Here is a 23,025-nt window from a genome sequence, read left to right on the forward strand (position 1 = left end):
TGTGGGGACCAAAAGAAACACTCAATATCAAAACTAACACTCTGTGCTACTGACAAAAATAGATACAGGAGTATTGAACACACGGTGAGTCAAACCGCACGGCTACTTTAAACCAGTTCAGATAAGCTGGACAATTGTCACTTATGACAGGTCAGCGATTGAATCTTCGCCACCTCCCTGGCGCCAATCCAAGTTTATCAATAACTTAGCATCTGAATATGCGAATGTTCCGGCGGGAGTCTCAAATCGAACCAGCTAATGGACTATGATGACATACCCTCGGCGCCGCCCCTTTCATCGAGCAGGTCTGATTTGAAACGATTGTCACCCCTCGGGATCAGCCTGTTGCTGCTCGCACTCCCCATACTGGTCGGTCTGTCGCTCAACCGGCTGGCCGGCAATGCCTTGGCCCATCACCTGCTGAAAGAGAAACGCGTCGAGATCGAGGCCGCCATGGCAGAGCGGCAGCGAGAACTGATCGCGAGCATGGACAATCAGCTGGCCCACTTCACCTTCGACTGCAGTAAGCAGGACATGGAGCTGCTGCGGGCGCCGCAGCATTACAGCCGCCACATTCGCCTGCAGGGATTGAAACTGGCCTCGGGCAAGGGGTGCTCCAGTCTGGGACCGGATCTGCCGATCTTCGATACCAGCAGCCTCCCCGAGCCCGCAGTCAATACCTACGGGCTGACGGCTACCGCACCCGAGTTTGACACCGAGCAGGAGCTGGTGCTGTTTGCCAAGCATGGGGAAGATATCGCCTACTGGGTACTGAGCAACAGCTGGAGCCACAGCATATTGAAGCGGCCCTGCCGCGACTGCTTCTACCTGGAGCTCGTCCCCCTGGAGTCCGACATCTCAGGCCCCGAACTGTTGCCACGGGGCGACCAGCGCATCAAGGAGGAAACCGGCAGCCGGCAACTCACCTTCACCACCGGGACTGGCCGGATCCAGCAGGTGTTGTGGTCCGGTCAGGCGCTGCAGGACTATGCCCGAACCCTGGCGTATCGAGGCACCTTCTGGATCGGCGGGACGCTGGGGGCCCTGCTGCTCGCCAGCTACTGGCTGCTGCGCAATTACCGGCGATCCCTCAAGGGATTGCTGCATGCCGGGCTGGCTCGCCAGGAGTTTATCCCTTTCTATCAACCCATAGTCGACAGCCGCAGTCAGGCCGTCGTCGGCTTCGAGGCACTGCTGCGCTGGCAGCGTGACGACGATGTCACGGCGCCGGGCGCCTTTATCGCCTATGCGGAGCAGCAGGGGTTGATCCTGCCGATGACGGAACAGCTGCTGGACAGGGTGATCGCCGATCTGCCGAAACTGGCGCCGGAGCAATGGGTCAGCGTCAACCTGGTGGCCGCTCATATCGAGCACCCTCATCTGCGCAACCTGCTGCAACGCCACGGCTGGCCCTCCCCGGCCCGGCTCACCTTCGAGCTCACCGAGCGCGAACCCATCATGGACATAGAGACGGCCACCAGCGAGATCTCGGCGCTGCAGGAGCGAGGCTATCACTTCAAACTGGACGATTTCGGCACCGGTTACGGCGGCTTCGCCTATCTGCAACGGCTCGGCATTCGTCAGATAAAGATCGACAAGATGTTCGTCGACACCATAGGCACCGACGATCCCAAACGCAGCCTGCTGGACGCCATCATCGCCTTCGGCCTGGAGTCCGACATGGAGATGATCGCCGAGGGGGTCGAGACCCGGGCCCAGGTCGACTACCTCGCCCTGCACGGCGTCCACCTCATCCAGGGCTATCTGTATGCCCGCCCCATGCCGTTGCCAGAGCTGCTGTACTGGCAACAGACCCGGGGCGGTCACTGACGGGCGCCGGCAGGGGCCTCTAAAATGATTTTCCCTGAACGGGGCAACTGCCTTTATCATGGCTGGATTCGCCATGGTCCAGCCGGACTTGTCCCTATCCCCGTCGGCAACAGCCGCCCTGAGATGAGAACTACCGCCTATGAAGTCATTTATCCGGCAAGAGATTGCCCTGCCCGTCGGCCTGCTGACCCTGCTGTTCTTCAAGACGCTGGGCAGCAACCTGCTGACGGAGGCGACTCCCCTTGCTGTCTATCTGCCGGTGTCGTTGGCCCTGCTCGCCATCGTCACCTGGGCCATCTTCTCCGTTGTGCGCCACTCCGATGCCCTTGCCATCAAGCTGGGCGAACCCTTCGGTACCCTGATCCTGACCCTGTCGGTCATCTCCCTCGAGGTGGTAATGATCTCCTCCGTCATGCTGACCGGCGACCCCAATCCGGTGATGGCGCGGGACACCATGTTCGCGGTGGTGATGCTGGTGACCAACGGCCTGGTGGGCTTTACCCTGCTGTTTGGCGGCTGGCGCTACCACACCCAGAGCTTCAATCTGGACGGGGTGAAATCCTATCTGGTGGCCATCATCCCGCTGGCCCTGCTCTGTCTGGTGCTGCCCAACTTCACCGAAGGGGGCAATCTTGGCAGCATGTCCCGCGCCATGTCCTGGATGCTGATCATCATCTCGGTGCTGCTCTACGGCGTCTTCTTGCTGATCCAGACCCGCAGCCACAGTCACTTCTTCGTCGACAGCGACAACGAGGATCACGAGGATCACCACGGCCCGCTGCAGAGCAACGTCTATCACACCCTGCTGCTGCTCGCCTATCTGCTGGTGGTGATCCTGCTGGCCAAGACCCTGGCCATCCCCATCAACCACGGCGTGCAGGTGATGTCGGCCCCGCCGGCCCTTGGCGGCTTCATCGTGGCCTGTATCGTGCTGGCGCCCGAGGCGGTCGGCGCCATCAAGGCGGCCGTCAACAACCAGCTGCAGCGGGCCATGAACCTCTACTTCGGATCCGTGCTGGCCACCATAGCGCTCACCGTCCCGGCAGTGCTGTTTATCGGCGCCATGCTGGGCCAGGAAGTGCGCCTCGGTCTCGACCCCGCCGACATGGTGCTGCTGTTCACCACGCTCATGGTCTGTAAAGTGACCTTCAGCAGCGGCCGTACCAATGTGCTGCACGGCGCCACTCACCTGGTGCTGTTCGTGGTCTACCTGTTCCTGATGTTCGAACACGCATAGTCCATCCGGCTCACACCCGATATGCAAAGACCGCCCGATGGGCGGTCTTTTGTTATGGCTCGATCAGGCTCTGGTTCAGAGGCTCGGCAGTACCCCCGCCGGGATCAGATCGTTGTAGCTGGCGGCGCCCAGCAGGGCGGCGGCGGCTTCGATATCCGGCGAGAAGTACCTGTCCTTGTCGTAGAAGCTGACCCGCTCGCGCAGCCGGCCTTTCGCCAGCTCCAGCAGCTCTGTCGTGTGCAGCGGGGCGCGGAAATCCAACCCCTGTGCCGCCGCCAGCAGCTCGACCGCCAGGATGCCACGGGTGTTTTCCGCCATGTCAGCCAGCCGGCGCGCGGCGAAGGTGGCCATGGAGACGTGATCTTCCTGGTTGGCGGAGGTGGGCAGGCTGTCCACCGAGGCGGGGTGAGCCAGGCTCTTGTTCTCGGAGGCGAGCGCCGCCGAGGTGACCTGGGCGATCATGAAGCCGGAGTTGACGCCACCGTTGTTGACCAAAAACGCGGGCAGGCCCGACATGCGCGAGTCGATCAGCAGCGCCATGCGCCGCTCCGACAGCGAGCCGATTTCGGCGATGGCCAGCGCCAGGTTGTCGGCGGCGAAGGCCACCGGCTCGGCGTGGAAGTTGCCGCCGGAGAGGATCTCCTCGTCGTCGGCAAACACCAGCGGATTGTCGGAGACCGCGTTGGCCTCGCACACCAGCACCTCGGCCGCCTGGCGGATCTGGGTCAGGCCAGCCCCCATCACCTGGGGCTGGCAGCGCAGGGAGTATGGATCCTGCACCTTCTCGCAGTTATGGTGGGACATGCCGATCTCGCTGCCATCCACCAGCAGTTGGCGATAGCAGGCAGCCGCATCGATCTGGCCGCGCTGACCGCGCACGGCGTGGATGCGGGCATCGAACGGACGACGGCTGCCAAGCGCCGCTTCCACGCTCATGGCGCCTATGGTGATGGCACCGGCGAACAAGTCCTCGGCGTGGAACAAGCCCTCCAGCGCGAAGGCCGTGCTGGCCTGGGTGCCGTTGAGCAGTGCCAGCCCCTCTTTCGGCGCCAGGGAGATGGGCTCGAGGCCGGCGATCCGCAATGCGGTCGCGGCGTCTATCAGCTCACCCTTGTGGCGAGCCTTGCCCTCGCCTATCAGCAGACAGCTCATGTGAGCCAGGGGGGCCAGATCGCCGGAAGCGCCGACGGAGCCCTTCTTCGGCACCACCGGATAGACCTCGGTGTTGATGAGCCGCATCAGGGCTTCCAGCACCGTCAACCGGATGCCAGAGAAACCGCGCGCCAGGGAGTTGACCTTGAGCACCATCATCAGCCGCACGGTGGCGTCATCCATGTACTCGCCGATACCGGCGGCATGGGACAGCACGATGGAGCGCTGCAGTTCGTCGAGCTGCTCCACCGGGATGCGGGTATTCGCCAAGAGGCCGAAGCCGGTGTTGATGCCGTACACCACCCGGTTCTGCTCGATCACCTTGGTGACCACGGCAGCTGAGGCGTGGATCCCCGGCAGCGCGGCCGGATCCAGACTGATATGAACCGGCTCACGGCTGACGCGGCGCAGGGTAGCGAGGCAGAGTTCGCCAGGTAACAGATTGAGTTCAAACATATTATTTAGTCCCTTTGCCGTTGGCGGCCGACGTTGTCGTCAACATGGGTAGATCCAGTTTCGCCTCGTGAGCGCAGTCGATGGCAATCTCGTAACCCGCGTCCGCGTGGCGCATCACGCCGGTGGCCGGATCGTTGCGCAGCACGCGGCCGACCCGTTTGGCGGCATCATCGCTGCCGTCACAGACGATGACTACACCCGAATGCTGGGAGAAGCCCATGCCGACCCCGCCACCGTGGTGCAGGGAGACCCAGGTCGCGCCACCGGCGGTGTTGAGCAGGGCATTGAGCAGCGGCCAGTCGGAAACGGCGTCGGAGCCGTCCAGCATGGATTCGGTTTCGCGGTTCGGACTCGCCACCGAACCGGAGTCCAGGTGATCGCGACCGATCACCACGGGGGCCTTCAGCTCGCCATTTTTGACCATCTCGTTGAAGGCGAGGCCGAGACGCACCCGATCCTTGACACCGACCCAGCAGATCCGCGCCGGCAGGCCCTGGAAGGCGATGCGCTCGCGGGCCATGTCGAGCCAGTTATGCAGGTGAGGATCGTCCGGGATCAACTCCTTGACCTTCTGATCCGTCTTGTAGATGTCTTCCGGATCGCCAGACAGCGCCACCCAGCGGAAGGGGCCTATGCCCTCGCAGAACAGCGGGCGTATGTAGGCGGGCACAAAACCGGGGAAGTCGAAGGCGTTCTCCACCCCCTCCTCCAGCGCCATCTGACGGATGTTGTTGCCGTAATCAAGGGTGGCGGCGCCACGGGCTTGCAGGGTCAGCATGGCCTCCACCTGGCGGGCCATGCTGTGACGGGCCGCCTGGTTCACTTCTTGCGGCGCGGTTTTCTGCAACTCGCGCCACTGGGCCACGCTCCAGCCCTGCGGCAAATAGCCGTGAATGGGGTCATGGGCCGAGGTCTGATCGGTCACCACGTCCGGGGTGATACCACGGGCCACCAGCTCGGCGAACACATCGGCGGCGTTACCGAGCAGGCCGACGGAGACGGCGCTGCCGCTGCGCTTGGCCTCCTCGACCATGGCCAGCGCCTCGTCCAGACTGTGGGCCTTCTTGTCGACATAGCGGGTCTTCAAGCGAAAATCGATACGGGTCTCGTCGCACTCCACCGCGATCATCGAGAAGCCGGCCATGGTGGCGGCCAGCGGCTGAGCGCCGCCCATGCCACCCAGACCACCGGTCAGGATCCAGCGCCCCGCGGGCTCGCCATTGAAGTGCTGGTTCGCCACCGCGAAGAAGGTCTCGTAGGTGCCCTGCACAATCCCCTGGGTGCCGATGTAGATCCAAGAGCCGGCCGTCATCTGGCCATACATCATCAGCCCCTTCTTATCGAGCTCGTTGAAGTGCTCCCAGTTGGCCCAGTGCGGTACCAGATTGGAGTTGGCAATCAACACCCGTGGCGCATCCTTGTGGGTCTGGAACACCCCGACCGGCTTGCCGGACTGCACCAGCAGGGTCTCGTCTTCCTCGAGCCGGGTCAGCACCTCGACGATCTTGTCGTAGCAGGCCCAGTTGCGGGCGGCGCGGCCGATGCCGCCGTACACCACCAGCGACTGGGGATGCTCGGCCACCTCGGGATCCAGGTTGTTCATCAGCATCCGCAGCGGCGCCTCGGTGAGCCAGCTCTTGGCGGTCAGCTGGGTGCCACGGGGGGCGCGGATGACCCGGCTAGGGTCGTGGCGGGGATCCTGGTGTTGCACAGACATACACACTCCTTGTTTATCGATACGGCAGCTATCGCGACCTGCGTGCGGCACGCGACTACTTGGTTAATTGATGGATCAGCCGGGCAGCCACGCGGGCGCTGCGCTGATCCTGATCCAGACTCGGGTTGTACTCGGCCAGATCGGCGAGCCTGAGCTTGCCGCTGGCCCGGATATGGGCGATCAGGGGTTCGATGACGGCCAGCTCGACGCCACGGGCGGCGGGAGCGCTCACCCCCGGCATGACGGCGCCGGGCAGCACGTCCAGATCGATGGTGAGGTAGAGGTGATCGCAGCGGGCGATAAAGGCATCCAACCCATTGAGCAACTCGGGCAGATCGGCCGGGGTCATGGCCTCGTCCAGCTCATGCCAGACCCCGAGCGACTCGGCCCGGGCGAACAGCGCCTGGGTGTTGGCGGTCTCGGCCACCCCGAGACAGGCGTAGTGGAACACAGTAGCCTGGGCGGCGCAGCGCTCGGCGATCTGGAAGAAGGGGGTGCCTGAGCTCGCCTGCTCCTGTTTCATGCGCAAGTCGAAGTGGGCATCGAAGTTGATGATGCCGACCTTTCCCCGACTGTTGAGATGACGGTTGAGACCGCTCCAGCTGCCAAACGCCACCTCGTGACCGCCCCCCAGCACCAGCGGGAAGTGACCCTGGTCCAGCAGGCGGGCGACCCGCTCGGCCAGCCGCTCGTGGGCGGCGTCGAGATCGCCGTCGTCGCAGTGCAGATCGCCACTGTCGTACACCGGCTGCCCCAAGTGCCAGGCGGTGTTGGCCAACAGCTTGCGGATGGCCTGGGGCGCCCCGGCGGCCCCCACGCGCCCCTTGTTGCGGCGCACTCCTTCATCGCAGGCGAAGCCCACCAGGGCTACGCCGGGGGCAGCATCCTCCTGCCAAGGCTGTACCCTGTCGTGCCAGCGCAGGGCCAGTTCACCATCCTCCGGATCCCGGCGCCCCTGCCAGACGGACATATCCGGCTCATACAGATCAGCCATGGTGGGTCTCCTCTCCGTTGAATACCCGGCTCACCAGCTGATCGACGCCGACCAGATAGCTGAGCTCCGCCGGGTGGCCGCAGCTCCAGATCAGGAAGTCCGCCTGCATACCCACTCTCAGTTGCCCCAATCGCTCCTGTTCACCAAGCGCCTGGGCGGCGTGGCGGGTCACACCGGCCACGGCCTCCGCCGGCGTCAGACCGAACAAGGTGCAGGCCATGTTCATGGCCATGCGCAGGGAAACGATGGGGGCAGTGCCCGGGTTGATGTCGGAGGAGACCGCCATGGGCACCCCGGCGCGGCGCAAGGCCTCGACCGGCGGCAGCCTGGTCTCTTTGAGGAAGTAAAACGCGGTGGGCAGCAGGGTGGCGACCACCCCACGGTGCGCCAGGGCCTGGATCCCGGTAGCGTCCAGATGCTCCAGGTGATCCACCGAGAGCGCGCCGAAGTGCGCGGCCAGCGTGCTCCCGCCGAGGTTGGAGAGCTGCTCCATGTGCCCCTTCACCGCCAGACCGTATTGATCCGCCGCCAGATAGACCTGCTCGGTCTGGGCCAGGGAGAAACCGATGTGCTCACAAAACACGTCCACCGCGTCCGCCAAGCCCGCCTCGGCGGCGGCTGGGATGATCTCCTGGCAGATGGTCTCGACCCAGGAGTCGGGATCGTCGCGAAACTCGATCGGTACCGCATGGGCCGCCAGCAAAGTGGTCTTGACCCGGATCGGCAGCACCTCTCCGAGGCGACGGGCGACCCGCAACATCTTGAGCTCGTCGTGTAGCGTGAGGCCGTAGCCGGACTTGATCTCGACAGTAGTGACCCCCTCCCGGATCAGTGACTTGATCCTCGGCAGCGCCAGCTCATAGAGCTGATCCTCGCTGGCGGCGCGGGTGGCGCGCACCGTGCTGAGGATGCCGCCGCCCTTGCGGGCGATCTCGGCGTAGGGCACGCCCTTTTGGCGCAGTTCGAACTCCTCGGCACGACTGCCGGCGAAGATGAGGTGGGTGTGGCAATCGATGAGACCGGGGGTCGCCAGCTTGCCCTTCATGTCGCGCCAGTTGGCGGGGAAAGGCCCCTTGAGATCCTGCATCGGCACCAGGGCCCGGATCTTGCCGTCATGGACACCGAGCGCATGGGGCTCCAGCAGGCCGTAATCGGCCAGATCGGAACGCAGGGTGGCGGGCATCACGTTGAGCCAGACCCGCTCGCAGTGCAACAGTTCCTTGTTCATATCGACCCCATAAATGTATATACATTTATTTATATCCGATCTTTGCATGAAAAGAAAGGATCGAGTTCACATCTTGATAACAGCGTATTTACTAGAGTTTAGCCACAAAAAAGCCCACCAAGTGGTGGGCTGCGCTAATGATATGTATATACAATCAGGTGAGACTGGTCTTGGAGCTCAACTTGTAACGGGATCCCGGCGACAGCAGCCTGGCGTAGGAGACCAGATAACCGTCCGACCAGGTACGGCGGTGCAGCAGCAGACAGGGGGTATCGACCCGCACCTGCAACAGGCCGGCTTCACCGGCGCTCGGTAATACCGCCTCCACCACATGCTCCATCTCCGAGAGGGGACAAGCCTCCATCAGATAGCTGTTCGGCGTCTGCCGAGTGAAATCCTGCTCGCCATAGCCCGGCAGGCGCTCCGCATCGACGAAGCGCTCCTCCAGTTGCAACGGCTCCCCATCGGCTTGATGGACGATGAGGCTGTGGAAGGTGGGCGCCCCCACCCGCAGCCCGAGCCGTACCGCCACCTTCTCGTCGGCGGCCTGACGCTGCAGGCGGATCACCCTGGCACTGTACTGGCTGCCCCGCTCGGTGATCTCGTCGGCGATGTTGCGGATCGCCAGCAAGGGTGACTCGGCACGCCTGTCCGCCACGAAGCTGCCGGAGCCGGCGGTGCGCACCAGCCAGCCTTCGCTCACCAGCTCGCGTAGCGCCTTGTTGACCGTCATCCGGCTCACCGCAAATTGCTCGCACAGGGCGGCCTCAGTCGGGATCCGATCCCCCGCCTGATAGTGACGCTCACGGATCCCGTCGAGGATGTGCTGCTTGATCTGCAGGTAGAGGGCGGGAGCCAACGGCAGGATCCTCAGCGGCGACGATGGGGCGGACGCATGTCCGGCCAGGCGCGATAGACATCCGCGATCTGATCCGGACCGCTGATGCAGAGATCCAGATCGTGCAGCAGACCGTCCTTGATGCCATAGATCCAGCCGTGCACCGCCAGCTCCTGGCCCTTGCGCCAAGCGTTCTGGATGATGGTGGTGTGGCAGACGTTGGCCACCTGCTCGGCCACGTTCAGCTCGCACAGGTAGTCGTGGCGCTCGTGCTCATCCTCGATGGCATCGAGCTGCTCACGGTACTTGAAGTAGACGTCCTTGATGTTGCGCAGCCAGTTGTCGATGAGCCCCAGCTCCTCGTTGCGCATGGCTGCCAGCACACCGCCACAGCCGTAGTGGCCGCAGATGATGATGTGTTTCACCTTGAGCACTTCGACCGCGTATTGCAGCACGGAGAGGCAGTTGAAGTCGGTGTGTACCACCAGATTGGCGACGTTGCGGTGGACGAACACGTCCCCCGGCAGCAGGCCCATCAGCTGGTTGGCGGGGACCCGGCTGTCGGAACAACCGATCCAGAGATACTCGGGCGCCTGCTGGGCGGAGAGGGTAGCGAAGAACTCGGGATCCTCGGCCTTGATCCGTTCCGCCCACTCGCGGTTATTGGTAAACAAGTCGTTCAACAGTTTCACTTCTGCTCTCCCTAGAGTGTTAATGGCGGCAACATACCATATTCGACGGGATTGGGGGCAAGGCGCAACAACAGATCCGATCTGATGACACGGATACAAAAACAGGGCCATCAGGCCCTGCTTTGTGTTGGAGAATGCCCTCAGGCATCTGAGTGCGACCTCAAGAGTCCATCGCATCCTTCAGCTTCTTGAGCGCATTCTTCTCAAGCTGACGCACCCGTTCAGCGGAGACGCCGTAGGTATCGGCCAGCTCCTGCAGGGTGGTCTTGCTCTCCTCGTCCAGCCAGCGGGCGCGGATGATGTGCTGGCTGCGCTCGTCCAGGGTGGCCAGGGCCGCACTCAGACGACGGGTGGCGTGGTTGTCCCAGTTGTCGTTCTCGATGGTGGCAGCGAGATCCGAGGACTTGTCTTCCAGATAATGAACCGGGGCGAAGCCACCCTCGTCTTCATCATCACCGACCAGGTCGAAGGCCTGATCGTAGTTGCTCATCCGTGCTTCCATCTCGGTCACATCGGTCGGGGAGACCCCGAGCTCGGCGGCGACGGCCTGCACCTCGTCGTGGCTGAACCAACCCAGACGCTTCTTGGATTTGCGCAGGTTGAAGAACAGCTTGCGCTGCGCCTTGGTGGTGGCCACCTTGACCATGCGCCAGTTGCGCAGGACATATTCGTGGATTTCAGCCTTGATCCAGTGCACGGCGAAGGAGACCAGCCGTACCCCGACGCTCGGGTCGAAGCGCTTGACCGCCTTCATCAGGCCGATGTTGCCTTCCTGCACCAGATCGGCCTGGGGCAGGCCATAACCGGCGTAGCTCTTGGCCACGTGAACGACAAAACGCAGATGTGACATGACCAGCTGACGGGCAGCCTCGAGATCGCCACCCTGCTGCAAACGCATCGCCAGTTCACGCTCTTCCTCTGCGCTCAGCACAGGAATCGAGTTTACTGCCTGGATATAGCCTTCCAGACTACCTTGCGGAATCAGAGCCATAGTGCGTTGCAATGAAGTTCCCATGTTCTACCTCTTACTTTTCAATCGACGCAGTCTAACACCCTGAGGGGGTCTGTCTACTGACCGGGGGTCATTCTGCGGCCCACATCAAACAGCTAAGTCAAACATCAACCCCAGCCTGAGCCCGGCATATGTTAAGCCGGCAGGATGAATCATAAATGAACGGTCAAAAAAAGGGGGTCACAGTGAAGGACCCCCGAAAAGTAGCATGCTAAGTCCATTGTTGCGGAGCTCGCAACCTTCACATGCTTGCCAAGTCAGACGAGCAAGGCAGAGGGCCACACCCGTATACATTCTGTCGCACTAGATAGACTGCTTATAAATCAAAAGGTTCACAGGATCCAAATAAGATCCCTAACGCAGGTATCATTCAGACTACTCTGAGAAAGTGCCCCGTGCCAGAAACGGGCCACTCTTTTACTTGATCCAGTTCTCAAAATCCAGTGCTTTGCGGCGATCAAAAATCAATCAAGACGGTTCTATGTCGCGAATATGTCTATGCACCGAAAACCAGGATGCGATCAGCCCCAAAATAGCACCGAGCAGTATCAGATTGAAGCCATCGAATGCCCCCATCCCTACCAATCGGAAGTTACTGTTGTAGAGCCCGGCCAGCTCCTTCACCACTCCCTCGCTCCAGATCACCATCACCTCGGTCAGCCACCAGGCCAGCATGCCGCCGATGACCCCAAACCAGATGCCGGTATAGAGGAAAGGACGGTGGATGAAGGCGTCAGTCGCCCCCACCAGCTTGAGCACCTCGATCTCGGAACGCTGGTTGAGAATATTCAGCCGCAGAGTGTTGCCGACAATCAGCAGCACAGCGGAGAGCAGCAGCACCGCGATACCGGTGATGGTGTGGCGCAGCAGGTTCATGATGCCCTGCAACCGGGTCAGCCACTGCAAGTCCAGCTTGCCCTGCTCGACACCGGGTTCATTCTCCAGCTTGGCGAGCAGCTCGGCAGCTCCGTCAGGGTTCTGCCAGCGCGGATCCGGGATCACGCTCAGCACCGGCGGCAGCGGGTTGCTGTCGAGATAATCGAGAGCATCGCCAAAGCCGGAGATCTCGCGAAACTCCTTCAGTGCCTCGTCCCGGTTCATGTAGGTGACGGATTCCACCTCGGGATAGAGCAGGATCCGCTGCTTCATGTCGAGAATGCTCTGCTCGGGCAGATCCTTGCGCAGATAGAGGGAGATCTGGGAGCTGGTCTGCCAGCTGCCTTCCACTACTTCGGCGTTCTTGAGCAGCACGTGGAAGCAGGACGGTAGCGCCAGGCTGACGCCGAGCACCGCCAGCGTCATCAGGGACGCGAGCGGATTGCGCCACAGCTCGCCCATGCTGGCGAACGCCTGGCGAGCGTGATCCACCCAGTACATTGCGATCCGCCGCAACAAAGGTTGCTTATGACGAACGATGGCCATCAGATCCCCTCCCCTTGCCCGGCATCAACGACATGAACCATCCGAAATACCATCCATAGCCGCCCCAGCGGAGGCTGTTTATGACGCGCAACAGTAGCCATCAGCCCTCCTCCTGCTCTTGTGAATACATGCGGCCCGCCTTGAGGGTCAGGGTGCGGTAGCGCATGCGGGCGATCAGTCCCAGATCGTGGGTCGCAATCAGCACCGAGACCCCGAAGCGGTTGAACTCCTCAAACAATCGCATGATGTCCATGGAGAGCTGGGGATCCAGGTTGCCGGTCGGCTCATCCGCCAGCAGCAGCGGCGGCTTGTTGACGATGGCACGGGCGATGCCGACCCGCTGCTGCTCACCACCGGAGAGCATGCGCGGCTGGTAACGCTCCTTGCCGAGCAGGCCGACCTTGTCCAGCGCCGCCGCCACCCGCTTGTTGATGTCCGCGTGGCTGTAGCCGTCGATCACCAGCGGCAGGGCCACGTTGTCGAACACGGTTCTGTCCATCAACAGCCGGTGATCCTGGAAGATCATACCGATCTGGCGGCGCACATAGGGGATCTGGCCCCGCTTGATCTGGCTGACGTCGTCGCCATGGAAAAATACCCGGCCGTCGGTCGGCCGCTCCATCACGCTGATGAGCTTGAGCAGGGTACTCTTGCCCGCCCCCGAATGGCCGGTCAGGAAGGCCATCTCTCCCTTGCGCAGGTGAAAGCTGACCTTCTGCAGCGCCTGATGGCCGCCGCTGTATACCTTGCTGACCTTGTCGAAACGGATCATAGCGACTCCCTGACATTGACAAGCCCCGACCGGAGTCGGGGCGTTTGGCATTTAGTGATCACGACTGAGCTTATTCATCGCGGCTGAAGAGTGCCTCGATAAAGTCATTGGCGACGAAGGGACGCAGATCGTCGATCCCCTCGCCCACCCCGATGTAACGGATCGGAATCTGGAACTTGTCCGCCATCGCGAAGATGATCCCGCCCTTGGCGGTGCCGTCCAGCTTGGTGAGAGTGATGCCGGTCAGACCCACCGCCTCGCTGAACAGCTTGGCCTGGCTCAGGGCATTCTGGCCGGTACCCGCGTCCAGGGTCAGCATGATCTCGTGCGGCGCCTCCTGATCCAGCTTCTTCATCACCCGCACCACCTTCTTGAGCTCTTCCATCAGGTTGCTCTTGTTTTGCAGGCGGCCGGCGGTGTCGGCGATCAGCACGTCGGCGCCACGAGAGCGGGCTGCCTCGATGGCGTCATAGATGACGGAGGCGGAATCGGCGCCGGTATGCTGGGCGATCACCGGAATGTTGTTGCGCTGACCCCACACCTGCAACTGCTCGACGGCGGCGGCGCGGAAGGTGTCGCCGGCGGCCAGCATGACGCTCTTGCCCTCGGCCTGGAACTGCTTGGCCAGCTTGCCGATGGTGGTGGTCTTGCCCACCCCGTTGACGCCGACCATCAGGATCACATAGGGCTTCTTGCTGGTGTCGATGACCAGCGGCTTCTCGACCTGAGCCAGTATCTCGCCCATGTCCTGCTTGAGCAGGCCGTAGAGCGCCTCGGCATCCTTGAGCTGCTTGCGATCCGCATGCTTGATCAGGCCGTCGATGATGCGGCTGGTGGTGTCGACCCCGAGATCCGCGGTCAGCAGCTGGGTCTCCAGCTCCTCGAACAGCTCGTCATCGATCTTCTTGCCACTAAACAGGCCGAAAAAGCCGGAGCCTATGTTCTCACGGGTGCGCACCAGACTGCGTTTGAGGCGAGTGAAGAACCCCTCCCGCTGCGGCTTGTCCTGGGTGTCGTCGTCCACCTTGGCTGCCAGTGGCAAGGCGGCCAGGGCGGCGGCATTGGCCTCCATCTCGGCGACCAGACGAAGATCGTCCGCTCGCTGGGCCTCTTTGGCGATACGAGCTTCTTCCGCAGCCTGCGCCTCGGCGGCAATACGAGCGGCTTCCGCAGCCTGCGCTTCGGCGGCAAGGCGAGCGGCTTCCTCAGCCTGGGCTTCGGCAGCAAGGCGAGCGGCTTCCGCAGCCTGGGCTTCGGCAGCAATACGAGCGGCCTCCGCAGCCTGTGCCTCGGCGGCAAGGCGAGCGGCTTCAGCAGCCTGCGCCTCGGCAGCAATACGAGCGGCCTCCGCAGCCTGAGCTTCGGCGGCAAGGCGAGCGGCTTCCGCAGCCTGGGCCTCGGCAGCAATACGAGCAGCTTCAGTAGCCTGCGCCTCGGCGGCAAGGCGAGCGGCCTCCGCAGCCTGGGCCTCGGCGGCAATACGAGCGGCTCCAGTAGCCTGCGCCTCGGCAGCAATACGAGCGGCTTCAGTAGCCTGCGCCTCGGCAGCAATACGAGCAGCTTCAGTAGCCTGCGCCTCGGCAGCAATACGAGCAGCTTCAGTAGCCTGCGCCTCGGCAGCAATGCGGGCGACTTCAGCGGCCTGAGCTTCGGCAGCCTCTTCGACGATCAGCGCCTCATTGACGATGACGGGCTCGAGTTCGGAGTCATCCTCTACCACCAGCGGGCCTTCATCGGGCGTCACCAGAAGCGCCTCGGGCGCTACGGCTGGGATCTCGACCTGGGGAATATCAGCGACGGGAGCGGGGGCAGCAGCGGCCTCGGGCTCAGGGATCACCGGAGTGGCTGCGGGAGCCTGTGGTTGAACGGCCTCAGCCTCTTCTTTCTTGCGGCCGAAACCCAGCCAGGAAAACAAACCTTTTGCCATCTAAAAAATACTCACTTCGTTGGCTGACTGCTAAGATAGCCGTCCTTCGGTGGGGCGGCATAAAAATGAACCGCCTTATACTAACACTTTATTTTCTGACGACGAAACGCGATGCCCAGAGTGAAATCCAGTCCTAGCAGCCCCCACAAGAGCCCGATCCCGCAAGGGAAAGCAGGCTTTGTAAGAATCATCAGCGGTCAGTGGAAGGGCCGTAAATTGCCGGTCAAGGATGTGGAAGGACTCAGACCAACCACGGATCGCGTCAAGGAGACCATCTTCAACTGGCTGGCACCCCACGTGCGCGGCACCCGCTGCCTCGACCTGTTTGCCGGCAGCGGCGGCCTGGGGCTGGAAGCGCTGTCGCGCTATGCCGAGCAGGTGACCCTGGTCGAGATGGACAAGGGCGCGGCCGATCAGCTCAAGAAGAATCTGGCCGCCCTGGGCAGCCAGCAGGGGGCGGTGATCCAGGCCAATGCGGTCCGCTGGCTACAAGGCCCGGCCACCCCCTTCGATCTGGTGTTCCTGGATCCGCCGTTTCGCCGCGAGCTGCTGCCCCAGGTGTGCGAATTGCTGGAGCAGCACGGCTGGCTGGCGCCGGAGGCACTCATCTATCTGGAGCGGGAAAAGGAGATGGGCGATCTGGCCCTGCCAGCTAGCTGGAAACTACTCAAGGACAAGCAGGCTGGTCAGGTCTGTTATCAGCTCTATCTGCGGGACACCCAGAATGACGCTGCGGTTTAAACACCGTACGGGAGGGGAAATGGGCGCTGTGCCCCTCCCCGGCCAATGTGGGCAACTGCTCAAGGACAAGCAGGTCGATCAGATCTGCTATCAGCTCTATGCAAGGGAGGTAAACGATGAAGCGCGTGTTTAATCTGGTGGCGATGGGCGTCTTGCTGTTCTTCTGGCTGGGGGTAGCACTCGCCCTGTTTGGCACCCTGCCGGGCAAGTTGAATGGTTTTCTGCCGGTCTGCGGGCTGATCGTGGCCCTGATGCACTGGGTACAGGCCAGTCTGATCAAGGCCGCCTGCAAGCCCTACTTCGCGGTCACTCGTCTCGAATTCACCCAGGTACTGGTCTTCGGGGTGTTCGGCATGATGGATATCCGCACCAAGCTGCAAGCCATCATCGACGCCAAGCAGAAGGGCGGGACACCACCCCGGGCCGACTGAGGTCGACCCGCCCTAATCCAGCCAGAAGGAGTGCATCGTCACTCCTTCGCTTTTTTCCCCACGCTGATGCCGAGCTTGATGGAGAGCACGGCAAGCAGCAACAACATGGCGATCAACGAGAAGAAGTTGCTGCCAAGTTCCGGGTACTGCACCTTGATCAGCGCCGAGTGACCGAAGACCCCGATGAAGAAGCAGAGCAGGATGCAGGTCGGCGTGTTGCCCACCATGGGCTCGTGGCGATAGTGCTGGTAGAGCTGATAGGCGGCCAGCAACAGCGCGATCAGGGGAAACAGGGAGAAAGGCACGGCCGACTCGGTCAGTACCGACAGGAAGGCATCCCCGCAGATCCCGATGAGCAGAGCCAGCAGCAGGGGTTTCTTCGGGATCGCGTTCGGTTCATGCATGAGACTGTCCATCCTTGGCTTAAGAGAGAGGGTCACGGCGCTTGCGGTTCTGGACCTCGGCGCCCATGGCGATGATGCGCAACTGACTGATGGTGCGATCGGAGAGCGCCTTGCACTCCTCGCTGGTCATGTCGAGGGCGTCGGCACCGGCGCTGAAGACGATGGTGACCATGGCTTCGGCCTGAATATAGGCCTCTTCCCGCGGCGCCTCCGTGGTCGCCTCCAGATAGTCGGTCAGCTCGGCGATGAAGTGCTGGATCTCGCGCGCCACCGCCTGGCGGAAGGCGGCCGAGGTACCGGAGCGCTCGCGCAGCAGCAGGCGGAAGATGTTCGGGTTGTTTCCGACGAATTCCATGAAGGTCTGCACCGAGGTGCTGATGACGCTGCCGCCCCCGGCGATGCGCTGGCGAGCCTGACGCATCAGTTGACGCAGGGTCAGGCCCCCCTCATCCACCAGGGTCAGCCCCAGCTCTTCCATGTCACGGAAGTGACGATAGAAAGAGGTCGGTGCTATGCCCGCTTCCCGCGCGACTTCCCGCAGGCTGAGGTTGGAGAAGCTGCGGTTGGCGCAGAGTTGACTGAACGCCGCGTCGATCAGCGTACGCCGGGTTTTTTCTTTTTGTTGCGCGCGAATACCCACGAAAACAGTCACCTTGAGGTTAGCGAGGCCAAATGATAACCCGAAGGCAGGGCCGGGAGCAGGTTTGTCTCCGACTTTTTTACCATTGACCCGCATTCCGGCGCATTGGAGAATAGTGCACAGCTGTTCGCTGAAAGGAGCCGAGTGAAATGGAACGCCCCCCGATCATCATGACCAACACCCTGCTGTTCAGCCTCTCCGGGCTGACGGCACTGATCGCCGTGCCCTGGTACGGCATGACCCAGGGTTACGACCTCTGGCAGTGGCTCTGCTTCCTGCTGCTGTTCTGCTACTGCGGCATCTCCATCACCGCCGGTTATCATCGGCTCTGGTCACACAAGGCCTACAAGGCACACCCGATCTTGCAGTGGATCTTCGCCATCGGTGGCGCCCTCGCCCTGCAAAACTCGGCCCTGCACTGGTCGTCCGATCACCGCCGCCACCATCGCCACGTGGATGACAACCAGCAGGATCCCTACAGCGCAGGCCGTGGCTTCTGGTACTCCCACATCGGCTGGATGCTGCGGGAATACCAGCGTGAGCGCTACCACGACTACAGCAACGTGCGAGATCTGCAGAACAATGCCATCGTCGCCTTCCAGCACAAGCACTACCTGATGCTGACACTGGCGGCCAACCTCGGCATCCCGCTGCTGCTCGGACTTATCCACGGCGATCTGCTCGGCATGCTGTTGCTGGCCGGGGTGCTGCGCATGGTGATGACTCACCACACCACCTTCTTCATCAATTCCCTCGCCCACATCTGGGGCAGCCAGCCCTTCACCGATCGCAACAGCGCCCGGGACAACGGCATCCTGGCCTTCTTCACCTTCGGCGAGGGCTATCACAACTTCCACCACCTGTTCGAGAACGATTACCGTAACGGCATCCGCTGGTGGCAGTACGATCCCACCAAGTGGCTGATCCGCAGCGCCGCCTGGTGCGGGCTGGCCAAGGATCTGAGGTCCTGTCCGGAGGAGCGCATCGAGCAGGCCAGGCTGGAGATGCAGCTGAAGCAGGCCAAGGCCAGGCTGCATGAAGAGGACGATCGGGAGCTATGGCAGGCCCTGCTGCAGGAGGAATACGACAAGCTGAGCCAGCAGATCCAGCACTACTACCGCAGCCGCAAGCTGCTGCTGGAACAGCGCAAACGCAAGGCGCTGGCCCGCTACGACAGGCTCAGGTTGCAGCTGGAATATCGCAATCTGCGTGATGGCTTCATCGCCAGCAAACGCAACTGGAGTCGCCTGCTGGCCGGCATCGCCTGATATCGTCCATACAGGCTCCGCATTCGAGACCGCCCGTTGGCGGTCTTTTTTTTGGTGCTGGGCGGCGAAAAGAGATAAAAAATGGGGCGACATTCGCATGTCACCCCCTCGCAAATAGCATGTTCCATATTGGGATCCGGCCATAAGGGGTACGGTTGCCGCTTCACGGGTTTCCGCTCCCGATCCGAGCATCTGCCGGAGCAATCCGACCGACCAAGTACTCTCATCACCTTCACCCACACGGCAGACCCGCTGCCGTGTTTGTCCTTGCGATTGAAATACTACGCAGTTAAATAAAATAAAAAACCGTTTTATGCAGTTCTGTATGCAAACAGCCGGACGGGCATCTGATTCAGAGACAACCATAAAATGATTAAAAACAATGCGATAAATCGATAATGCGACGTTGGATGGCAAACGTTATCCACCAAGGCGCACAAGGCTTTGCGAGATCTCGCACAAATTTGCCTCTCACAGCCAGGGGTGCAGAGCCGACAACCCCTTGCTCAACCGGGCCAACAGGCGTCGCAGCGCCGAAGGAGGAGGCGCATCCCGGTGCACGGCGGCCTGCTGCCAGCCCGTCAGCCACTGCTGCAACTCTGCGCAGAGCGGCGGGCTGCGCAGGTGCAGCATCAGCTCGGTGTTGAGCATCAGGGAGCGGGGATCCAGATTGAAGCTGCCGAGCAGCGCCTCCTCCTCTCCCATCAGGATCAGCTTGGCATGCAGACTCAGCGCCTCTGCCTCCAGCTCGAACAGCCTGATGCCCTGACGCACCAGCCAGGGGCGATGGCGGCGATAGGCCCCATACACCAGCGGCACGTCGGTGCTGGTAAGAGAGTTGGTCAGGATCGCTATGTTTACCCCCGCCAGTCGCTGCCGCTTGAGGCGACGACGCAGCCCCCGCGTCAGGATCAGGTAAGGGCTCACCAACCGCAGGTCGCCCCGATTGCGGGCCAGCTTGCGCCCCAGCTCGGCCGCCATGGTCGCTCGGGAGAGCAGCCCCTTGCCGGGCCGATCGAACCAGAAGGTGCCCTGACCAGGATGCCAGCGCAGGGGCACGGGCTCATCGTCGAACAGGCTGGCGGGCAGATCGTAGACGGCGGCCACCGCTGGCTCGGTCAGGGTGAGCAGGAGGTCACGGGATGCTGCCATCTCGGCAGGCTGCAGGGCCCGCCGCCACAGACGTCGGATGGGATGGCTCCAGCGGCTCTGCCAATAGAGGCTGAAGCCCTGCTCTGCCTGCTGGCAGAGAGCTCCCCGGCAGACGATATCCAGATCGATGAAGTGAGGGAGCCCCCCCAGGCCGAAGTAGCGATCGCCGATGTTGCGGCCACCGATCACCACCTGACAGCCATCCACCAGTAACAGTTTGTTGTGCATCCGATGATTGATGCGCCGAAAGCTGAGCAGCCCCTCGAGCAGCAGGACCAGCGGTCGCCAGCCCCTCAGCCAGAAGGGATTGAACAGTTTCACCTCCACGCCGGGTTGGTGGGCCATCACCTCCAGGAAGCGGTTGTCGCCAGCATAGAGATCGTCGATCAGCAGTTGGACTCTGACCCCGCGTCTGGCCGCATGCAACAGCTCGGACAACAGCAGCTTGCCGCTGCCATCCTCCTCCCAGCTGTAATACTGGGCCTGGATCCGGCTGCTAGCGCTGCGGATCAGCTGGCAGCGCACCCTCAGGGCCATGGCAGGATCGTCCAGCAGGGCAAATTCGGCGGGGCTCAAGCGTCATCTCCTTGTCATGGGGCCATGGCATAACCCGGGCGAGCGCCCTGATCGCCACGAGCCAAGGAGTCGACCATGGAACTGTATGACCGCCCCTCTCTGTGCCATAGGCCCCAGGCCAGCCAACCGGATCCCACCCCGGCGAGGCAACTCGCCCCCTGGTATCTGCAACACCGGGATCAGGGGTGGGAAATCGGCGCCACTCATCAGGCTAACGACCCTGATCTGAGGTGATGCTCAAGGCTGCACCGCCTCGATGGCCTCGGACTTGCCCTCCAGCTGCGGCAGGCTGAAACGATAGGCCACGTAATACTTGTAGATGGTGCCGACGTAGTTGATGGGCCCCTGGCCGACCTCGTTGGCCACCAGCTGCTCCACGTTGCCAAACCAGACGTTCGGATCCAGCCCCCTCTCTTTGGCCTTGGCCTGCAGCGCCTGCACCCGGTTCGGGCCCGCGTTGTAGGCCGCCAGTGCGAACAGGTGGCGGTTGATGTTGTCCATCCCGGGATCGTTGAAATAGGTGTCGAGAATGAGCCGCAGGTAGCGACAGGCCGCCTCCACATTGCCCTCCAGGCTGGTGAACCTGGCCCCGCGGATCCCCACTGTACTGCCGGTACTCGGCAGCAGTTGCATGATGCCGACCGCCCCGCCGTGGGAGCCGACATTGGGATTGAGCCCCGACTCCTTGTAGCCGAGCGCCGCCAGCATCAACCAGTCCAGCTGGTATTTGGCGGCCTGGGTCTCGAGCACCTGGCGGATGGTTGACAGCCGCCCCAGGGGATCCGGCGCCAGGATGTTGCTCATCTGCTCGCTCTGGGCCAGCAGGCGACGCAGGATCATGTCGCTGTAGAGGGTACGTTTGCTCGACTCCGAGATATAGGCGTTCACCGCCTTGAGCAGCTCGGGGCTGTTGTTGCGCAGGGCCCAGGCACTGCGCCCCTTGTCCCGCAGCGGGATCAGCTTGTGGGCCTTGAGGCCGCCTATCATGTCGAGCCAGATCCGCCCCTTGAAGCTGTCGGTCACGGTCAGCGGTATGATGCCGGCGGCCACCATCTCCATCAGATCCCCGTCCTGCAGATACTCGGGCACCGTCTCTATGTACACCGGGGGCAGCCCCAGCTCGCGAAACAGCCAGTTGAGCTGGTGCAGGCTCTCATAGTAGCTGGAGCTGGCCCGCACCCAGACTCGTCGCCCCGACAGCTGAGTGATGCGGTTGAAGCCGGGCAAGGCACGCTGGCTCACCACCCACTCCTCAATGGGCGAAATGATGGGAGCAGAGAAGGTGACCTGTTCACGCCGAGTCGGCGTCACCGTCATGTTGGCCGCCACCAGATCGCCGCGCCCCTCGGTGAGGTAGTCCAGCAACTTGTCCTGGCGTACCGGGATGTAGATGATCTTGAGTTTGAGCTTTTCGTTGGCGAGGTAGGTCTTGTTGAGCCAGCGCTCGAAGCCTTGCAGCTGATTGACCAGGATGCCGTACTGGGCGCCCTTGTCGAAGAAGAAGAAACCGCGCTCATAGACCACCAGGGCCCTGAGTTCTTTTTTTTGCAGAATGTGTTCGAGGTCCCCGGGTTGGGGCAAGAGTTTCGGTCTGACGTCCACTGCGCGTGTGGGGGAATCGTCTGGCAGGGGCTTGAGATCCGCCGCCAGCAGAGGAAGACACCAGAGGGCCAGCAGGGCCCAGATCCATCGCAGCATCCTCTCTCCTTCTGTTGGCCGATTCGCATCGGGCGAGTCATCCGTGGGATAACTCACTATAGAACGGGGAGCTACGGCTGCAGAGTCAATACGGCAGGCGGACCTGCCGTATCATCACAACGCTCAGAGCGAGCGGGCACGCAACTCGAAGATCAGCTTCTCGGCGGTGCAGGTAAATTGCAGGCGAGCCTTGAGGATCACGCCCTCGGCACCCTGGCTCAGCTCGCTGCTGACGCTGGCTTCGGCGGTCACCTGCTTGGCCAGTGCCTCATAGGCCGCCAGCTTGGCGCGGGCATCGGCTTCTGTCGCGGCCTCGATCACCAGCTCCATCAGCTCGTCACCCTCACCTATGATGGTGCCGATCTCGGCCATGCTGCCACAGCTGTCACAGGTTTCCTGCACTATCTCTTTTACAGACATCACTCAACTCCTACTTATTTCGGCTGCGTATCATCGTCACGCAAGGCCTTGCGAAAATCCTTGATGGCGGTGCCCAGATCCTCTCCGGCACCGGCCAGGCGTTTGCTGCCAAACACCAGGACGACGACCACGAGCAGGATCAACAAATGCCAGATATGAATTCCACCGAGTCCCATGGGGATACTCCTGACTGATAGATACCGATAGTTTGTATCAAAAGAATGCATAGCGATTGTTGGGCGAAATCAAGGCAGGTGCAAGTTTGCGAATCAATCAGCAAAAAAATACGGCGACCCATGGCCGCCGTACGAGTCGGTGCTACTTGTCCCCCTCAACTACTACATCCTGTAGCAGTCGCCATGAAGGCGTGAGACGTTTCGAGCATAAGGTCGCCAAGATATGAAAACAAATGGTATAA

22 protein-coding genes are annotated in these 23,025 nt (G+C 62.0%); 6 read left to right on the forward strand and 16 right to left on the reverse strand.

Going from position 1 to position 23,025, the window contains the following annotated elements:
• Positions 1–312 precede the first annotated feature (312 nt).
• Both ACZ9IL_RS16285 and ACZ9IL_RS16290 read left to right on the forward strand, forming a co-directional pair.
• Positions 313–1,830: an EAL domain-containing protein gene (locus ACZ9IL_RS16285; RefSeq protein WP_476004433.1), complete on the forward strand. Its 1,518-nt coding sequence runs from the start codon at positions 313–315 to the stop codon at positions 1,828–1,830.
• 139 nt (positions 1,831–1,969) lie between these two features.
• The gene (locus ACZ9IL_RS16290) at positions 1,970–3,067 is read left to right on the forward strand and encodes a calcium:cation antiporter (protein ID WP_476004434.1); all 1,098 of its coding nucleotides are present in this window, start codon (positions 1,970–1,972) and stop codon (positions 3,065–3,067) included.
• 75 nt (positions 3,068–3,142) lie between these two features.
• Here ACZ9IL_RS16290 and hutH read toward each other — a convergent pair whose 3' ends face one another.
• From hutH to ftsY, 10 genes are all read right to left on the reverse strand, one after another.
• Positions 3,143–4,675, reverse strand: coding sequence for a histidine ammonia-lyase (hutH, locus tag ACZ9IL_RS16295; RefSeq protein WP_476004435.1), 1,533 nt, complete (start codon positions 4,673–4,675; stop codon positions 3,143–3,145).
• 1 nt (position 4,676) lies between these two features.
• Positions 4,677–6,392 (reverse strand): urocanate hydratase, encoded by a 1,716-nt coding sequence (gene hutU, locus ACZ9IL_RS16300; protein WP_476004436.1) that lies wholly within the window; start codon positions 6,390–6,392, stop codon positions 4,677–4,679.
• Positions 6,393–6,447: 55 nt separating this feature from the next.
• Positions 6,448–7,386, reverse strand: a complete 939-nt coding sequence (hutG, locus tag ACZ9IL_RS16305; RefSeq protein ID WP_476004437.1) for a formimidoylglutamase — start codon at positions 7,384–7,386, stop codon at positions 6,448–6,450.
• On the reverse strand, positions 7,379–8,614 hold the full coding sequence (gene hutI / locus ACZ9IL_RS16310) for an imidazolonepropionase (protein ID WP_476004438.1): 1,236 nt from the start codon (positions 8,612–8,614) through the stop codon (positions 7,379–7,381). The genes hutG and hutI overlap by 8 nt, the downstream gene beginning before the upstream one ends.
• A gap of 154 nt (positions 8,615–8,768) precedes the next feature.
• Positions 8,769–9,473 (reverse strand): histidine utilization repressor, encoded by a 705-nt coding sequence (hutC, locus tag ACZ9IL_RS16315; protein ID WP_476004439.1) that lies wholly within the window; start codon positions 9,471–9,473, stop codon positions 8,769–8,771.
• 11 nt (positions 9,474–9,484) lie between these two features.
• Positions 9,485–10,144, reverse strand: coding sequence for a carbonate dehydratase (gene can, locus ACZ9IL_RS16320; RefSeq protein ID WP_042642783.1), 660 nt, complete (start codon positions 10,142–10,144; stop codon positions 9,485–9,487).
• Between the two features lie 160 nt (positions 10,145–10,304).
• Positions 10,305–11,159, reverse strand: coding sequence for an RNA polymerase sigma factor RpoH (gene rpoH / locus ACZ9IL_RS16325; protein WP_476004440.1), 855 nt, complete (start codon positions 11,157–11,159; stop codon positions 10,305–10,307).
• Between the two features lie 465 nt (positions 11,160–11,624).
• Positions 11,625–12,578 carry a permease-like cell division protein FtsX gene (gene ftsX, locus ACZ9IL_RS16330; RefSeq protein ID WP_476004441.1) on the reverse strand — a complete coding sequence of 318 codons (954 nt, stop codon included), beginning with the start codon at positions 12,576–12,578 and terminating at the stop codon, positions 11,625–11,627.
• A gap of 100 nt (positions 12,579–12,678) precedes the next feature.
• Positions 12,679–13,350 (reverse strand): cell division ATP-binding protein FtsE, encoded by a 672-nt coding sequence (ftsE, locus tag ACZ9IL_RS16335; RefSeq protein WP_476004442.1) that lies wholly within the window; start codon positions 13,348–13,350, stop codon positions 12,679–12,681.
• Between the two features lie 70 nt (positions 13,351–13,420).
• Positions 13,421–15,277 carry a signal recognition particle-docking protein FtsY gene (ftsY, locus tag ACZ9IL_RS16340; RefSeq protein WP_476004443.1) on the reverse strand — a complete coding sequence of 619 codons (1,857 nt, stop codon included), beginning with the start codon at positions 15,275–15,277 and terminating at the stop codon, positions 13,421–13,423.
• A 111-nt stretch (positions 15,278–15,388) separates the two neighbouring features.
• Here ftsY and rsmD point away from each other — a divergent pair, with 111 nt between their 5' ends.
• Positions 15,389–16,018, forward strand: coding sequence for a 16S rRNA (guanine(966)-N(2))-methyltransferase RsmD (rsmD, locus tag ACZ9IL_RS16345; RefSeq protein ID WP_476004444.1), 630 nt, complete (start codon positions 15,389–15,391; stop codon positions 16,016–16,018).
• A gap of 116 nt (positions 16,019–16,134) precedes the next feature.
• Positions 16,135–16,449 carry a DUF1145 domain-containing protein gene (locus ACZ9IL_RS16350; RefSeq protein WP_476004445.1) on the forward strand — a complete coding sequence of 105 codons (315 nt, stop codon included), beginning with the start codon at positions 16,135–16,137 and terminating at the stop codon, positions 16,447–16,449.
• A 38-nt stretch (positions 16,450–16,487) separates the two neighbouring features.
• Here the strand turns inward: ACZ9IL_RS16350 and ACZ9IL_RS16355 are convergent, their stop codons facing one another.
• Complete coding sequence (locus ACZ9IL_RS16355; RefSeq protein WP_476004446.1) at positions 16,488–16,853, reverse strand: YijD family membrane protein; 366 nt, start codon at positions 16,851–16,853, stop codon at positions 16,488–16,490.
• A gap of 19 nt (positions 16,854–16,872) precedes the next feature.
• Complete coding sequence (fabR, locus tag ACZ9IL_RS16360) at positions 16,873–17,493, reverse strand: HTH-type transcriptional repressor FabR (RefSeq protein WP_476004447.1); 621 nt, start codon at positions 17,491–17,493, stop codon at positions 16,873–16,875.
• A gap of 149 nt (positions 17,494–17,642) precedes the next feature.
• Here fabR and ACZ9IL_RS16365 point away from each other — a divergent pair, with 149 nt between their 5' ends.
• Positions 17,643–18,761 (forward strand): acyl-CoA desaturase, encoded by a 1,119-nt coding sequence (locus ACZ9IL_RS16365; protein WP_476004448.1) that lies wholly within the window; start codon positions 17,643–17,645, stop codon positions 18,759–18,761.
• 471 nt (positions 18,762–19,232) lie between these two features.
• On the opposite strand, the gene ACZ9IL_RS16370 is transcribed toward ACZ9IL_RS16365, so the two are convergent.
• A complete protein-coding gene (locus ACZ9IL_RS16370) occupies positions 19,233–20,489 on the reverse strand; it encodes a phospholipase D family protein (RefSeq protein ID WP_476004449.1) in 1,257 nt (418 codons plus the stop codon).
• 75 nt (positions 20,490–20,564) lie between these two features.
• Here ACZ9IL_RS16370 and ACZ9IL_RS16375 point away from each other — a divergent pair, with 75 nt between their 5' ends.
• On the forward strand, positions 20,565–20,723 hold the full coding sequence (locus ACZ9IL_RS16375; RefSeq protein WP_476004450.1) for a hypothetical protein: 159 nt from the start codon (positions 20,565–20,567) through the stop codon (positions 20,721–20,723).
• 3 nt (positions 20,724–20,726) lie between these two features.
• Here ACZ9IL_RS16375 and ACZ9IL_RS16380 read toward each other — a convergent pair whose 3' ends face one another.
• The 3 genes from ACZ9IL_RS16380 to tatA form a co-directional block, all read right to left on the reverse strand.
• The gene (locus ACZ9IL_RS16380) at positions 20,727–22,187 is read right to left on the reverse strand and encodes an MltF family protein (protein WP_476004451.1); all 1,461 of its coding nucleotides are present in this window, start codon (positions 22,185–22,187) and stop codon (positions 20,727–20,729) included.
• 123 nt (positions 22,188–22,310) lie between these two features.
• Positions 22,311–22,607: a YfcZ/YiiS family protein gene (locus ACZ9IL_RS16385; RefSeq protein WP_476004452.1), complete on the reverse strand. Its 297-nt coding sequence runs from the start codon at positions 22,605–22,607 to the stop codon at positions 22,311–22,313.
• A gap of 14 nt (positions 22,608–22,621) precedes the next feature.
• On the reverse strand, positions 22,622–22,783 hold the full coding sequence (tatA, locus tag ACZ9IL_RS16390) for a twin-arginine translocase TatA/TatE family subunit (RefSeq protein WP_100858833.1): 162 nt from the start codon (positions 22,781–22,783) through the stop codon (positions 22,622–22,624).
• Positions 22,784–23,025 lie beyond the last annotated feature (242 nt).

The organism is Aeromonas sp. TECH754 (assembly GCF_056279295.1).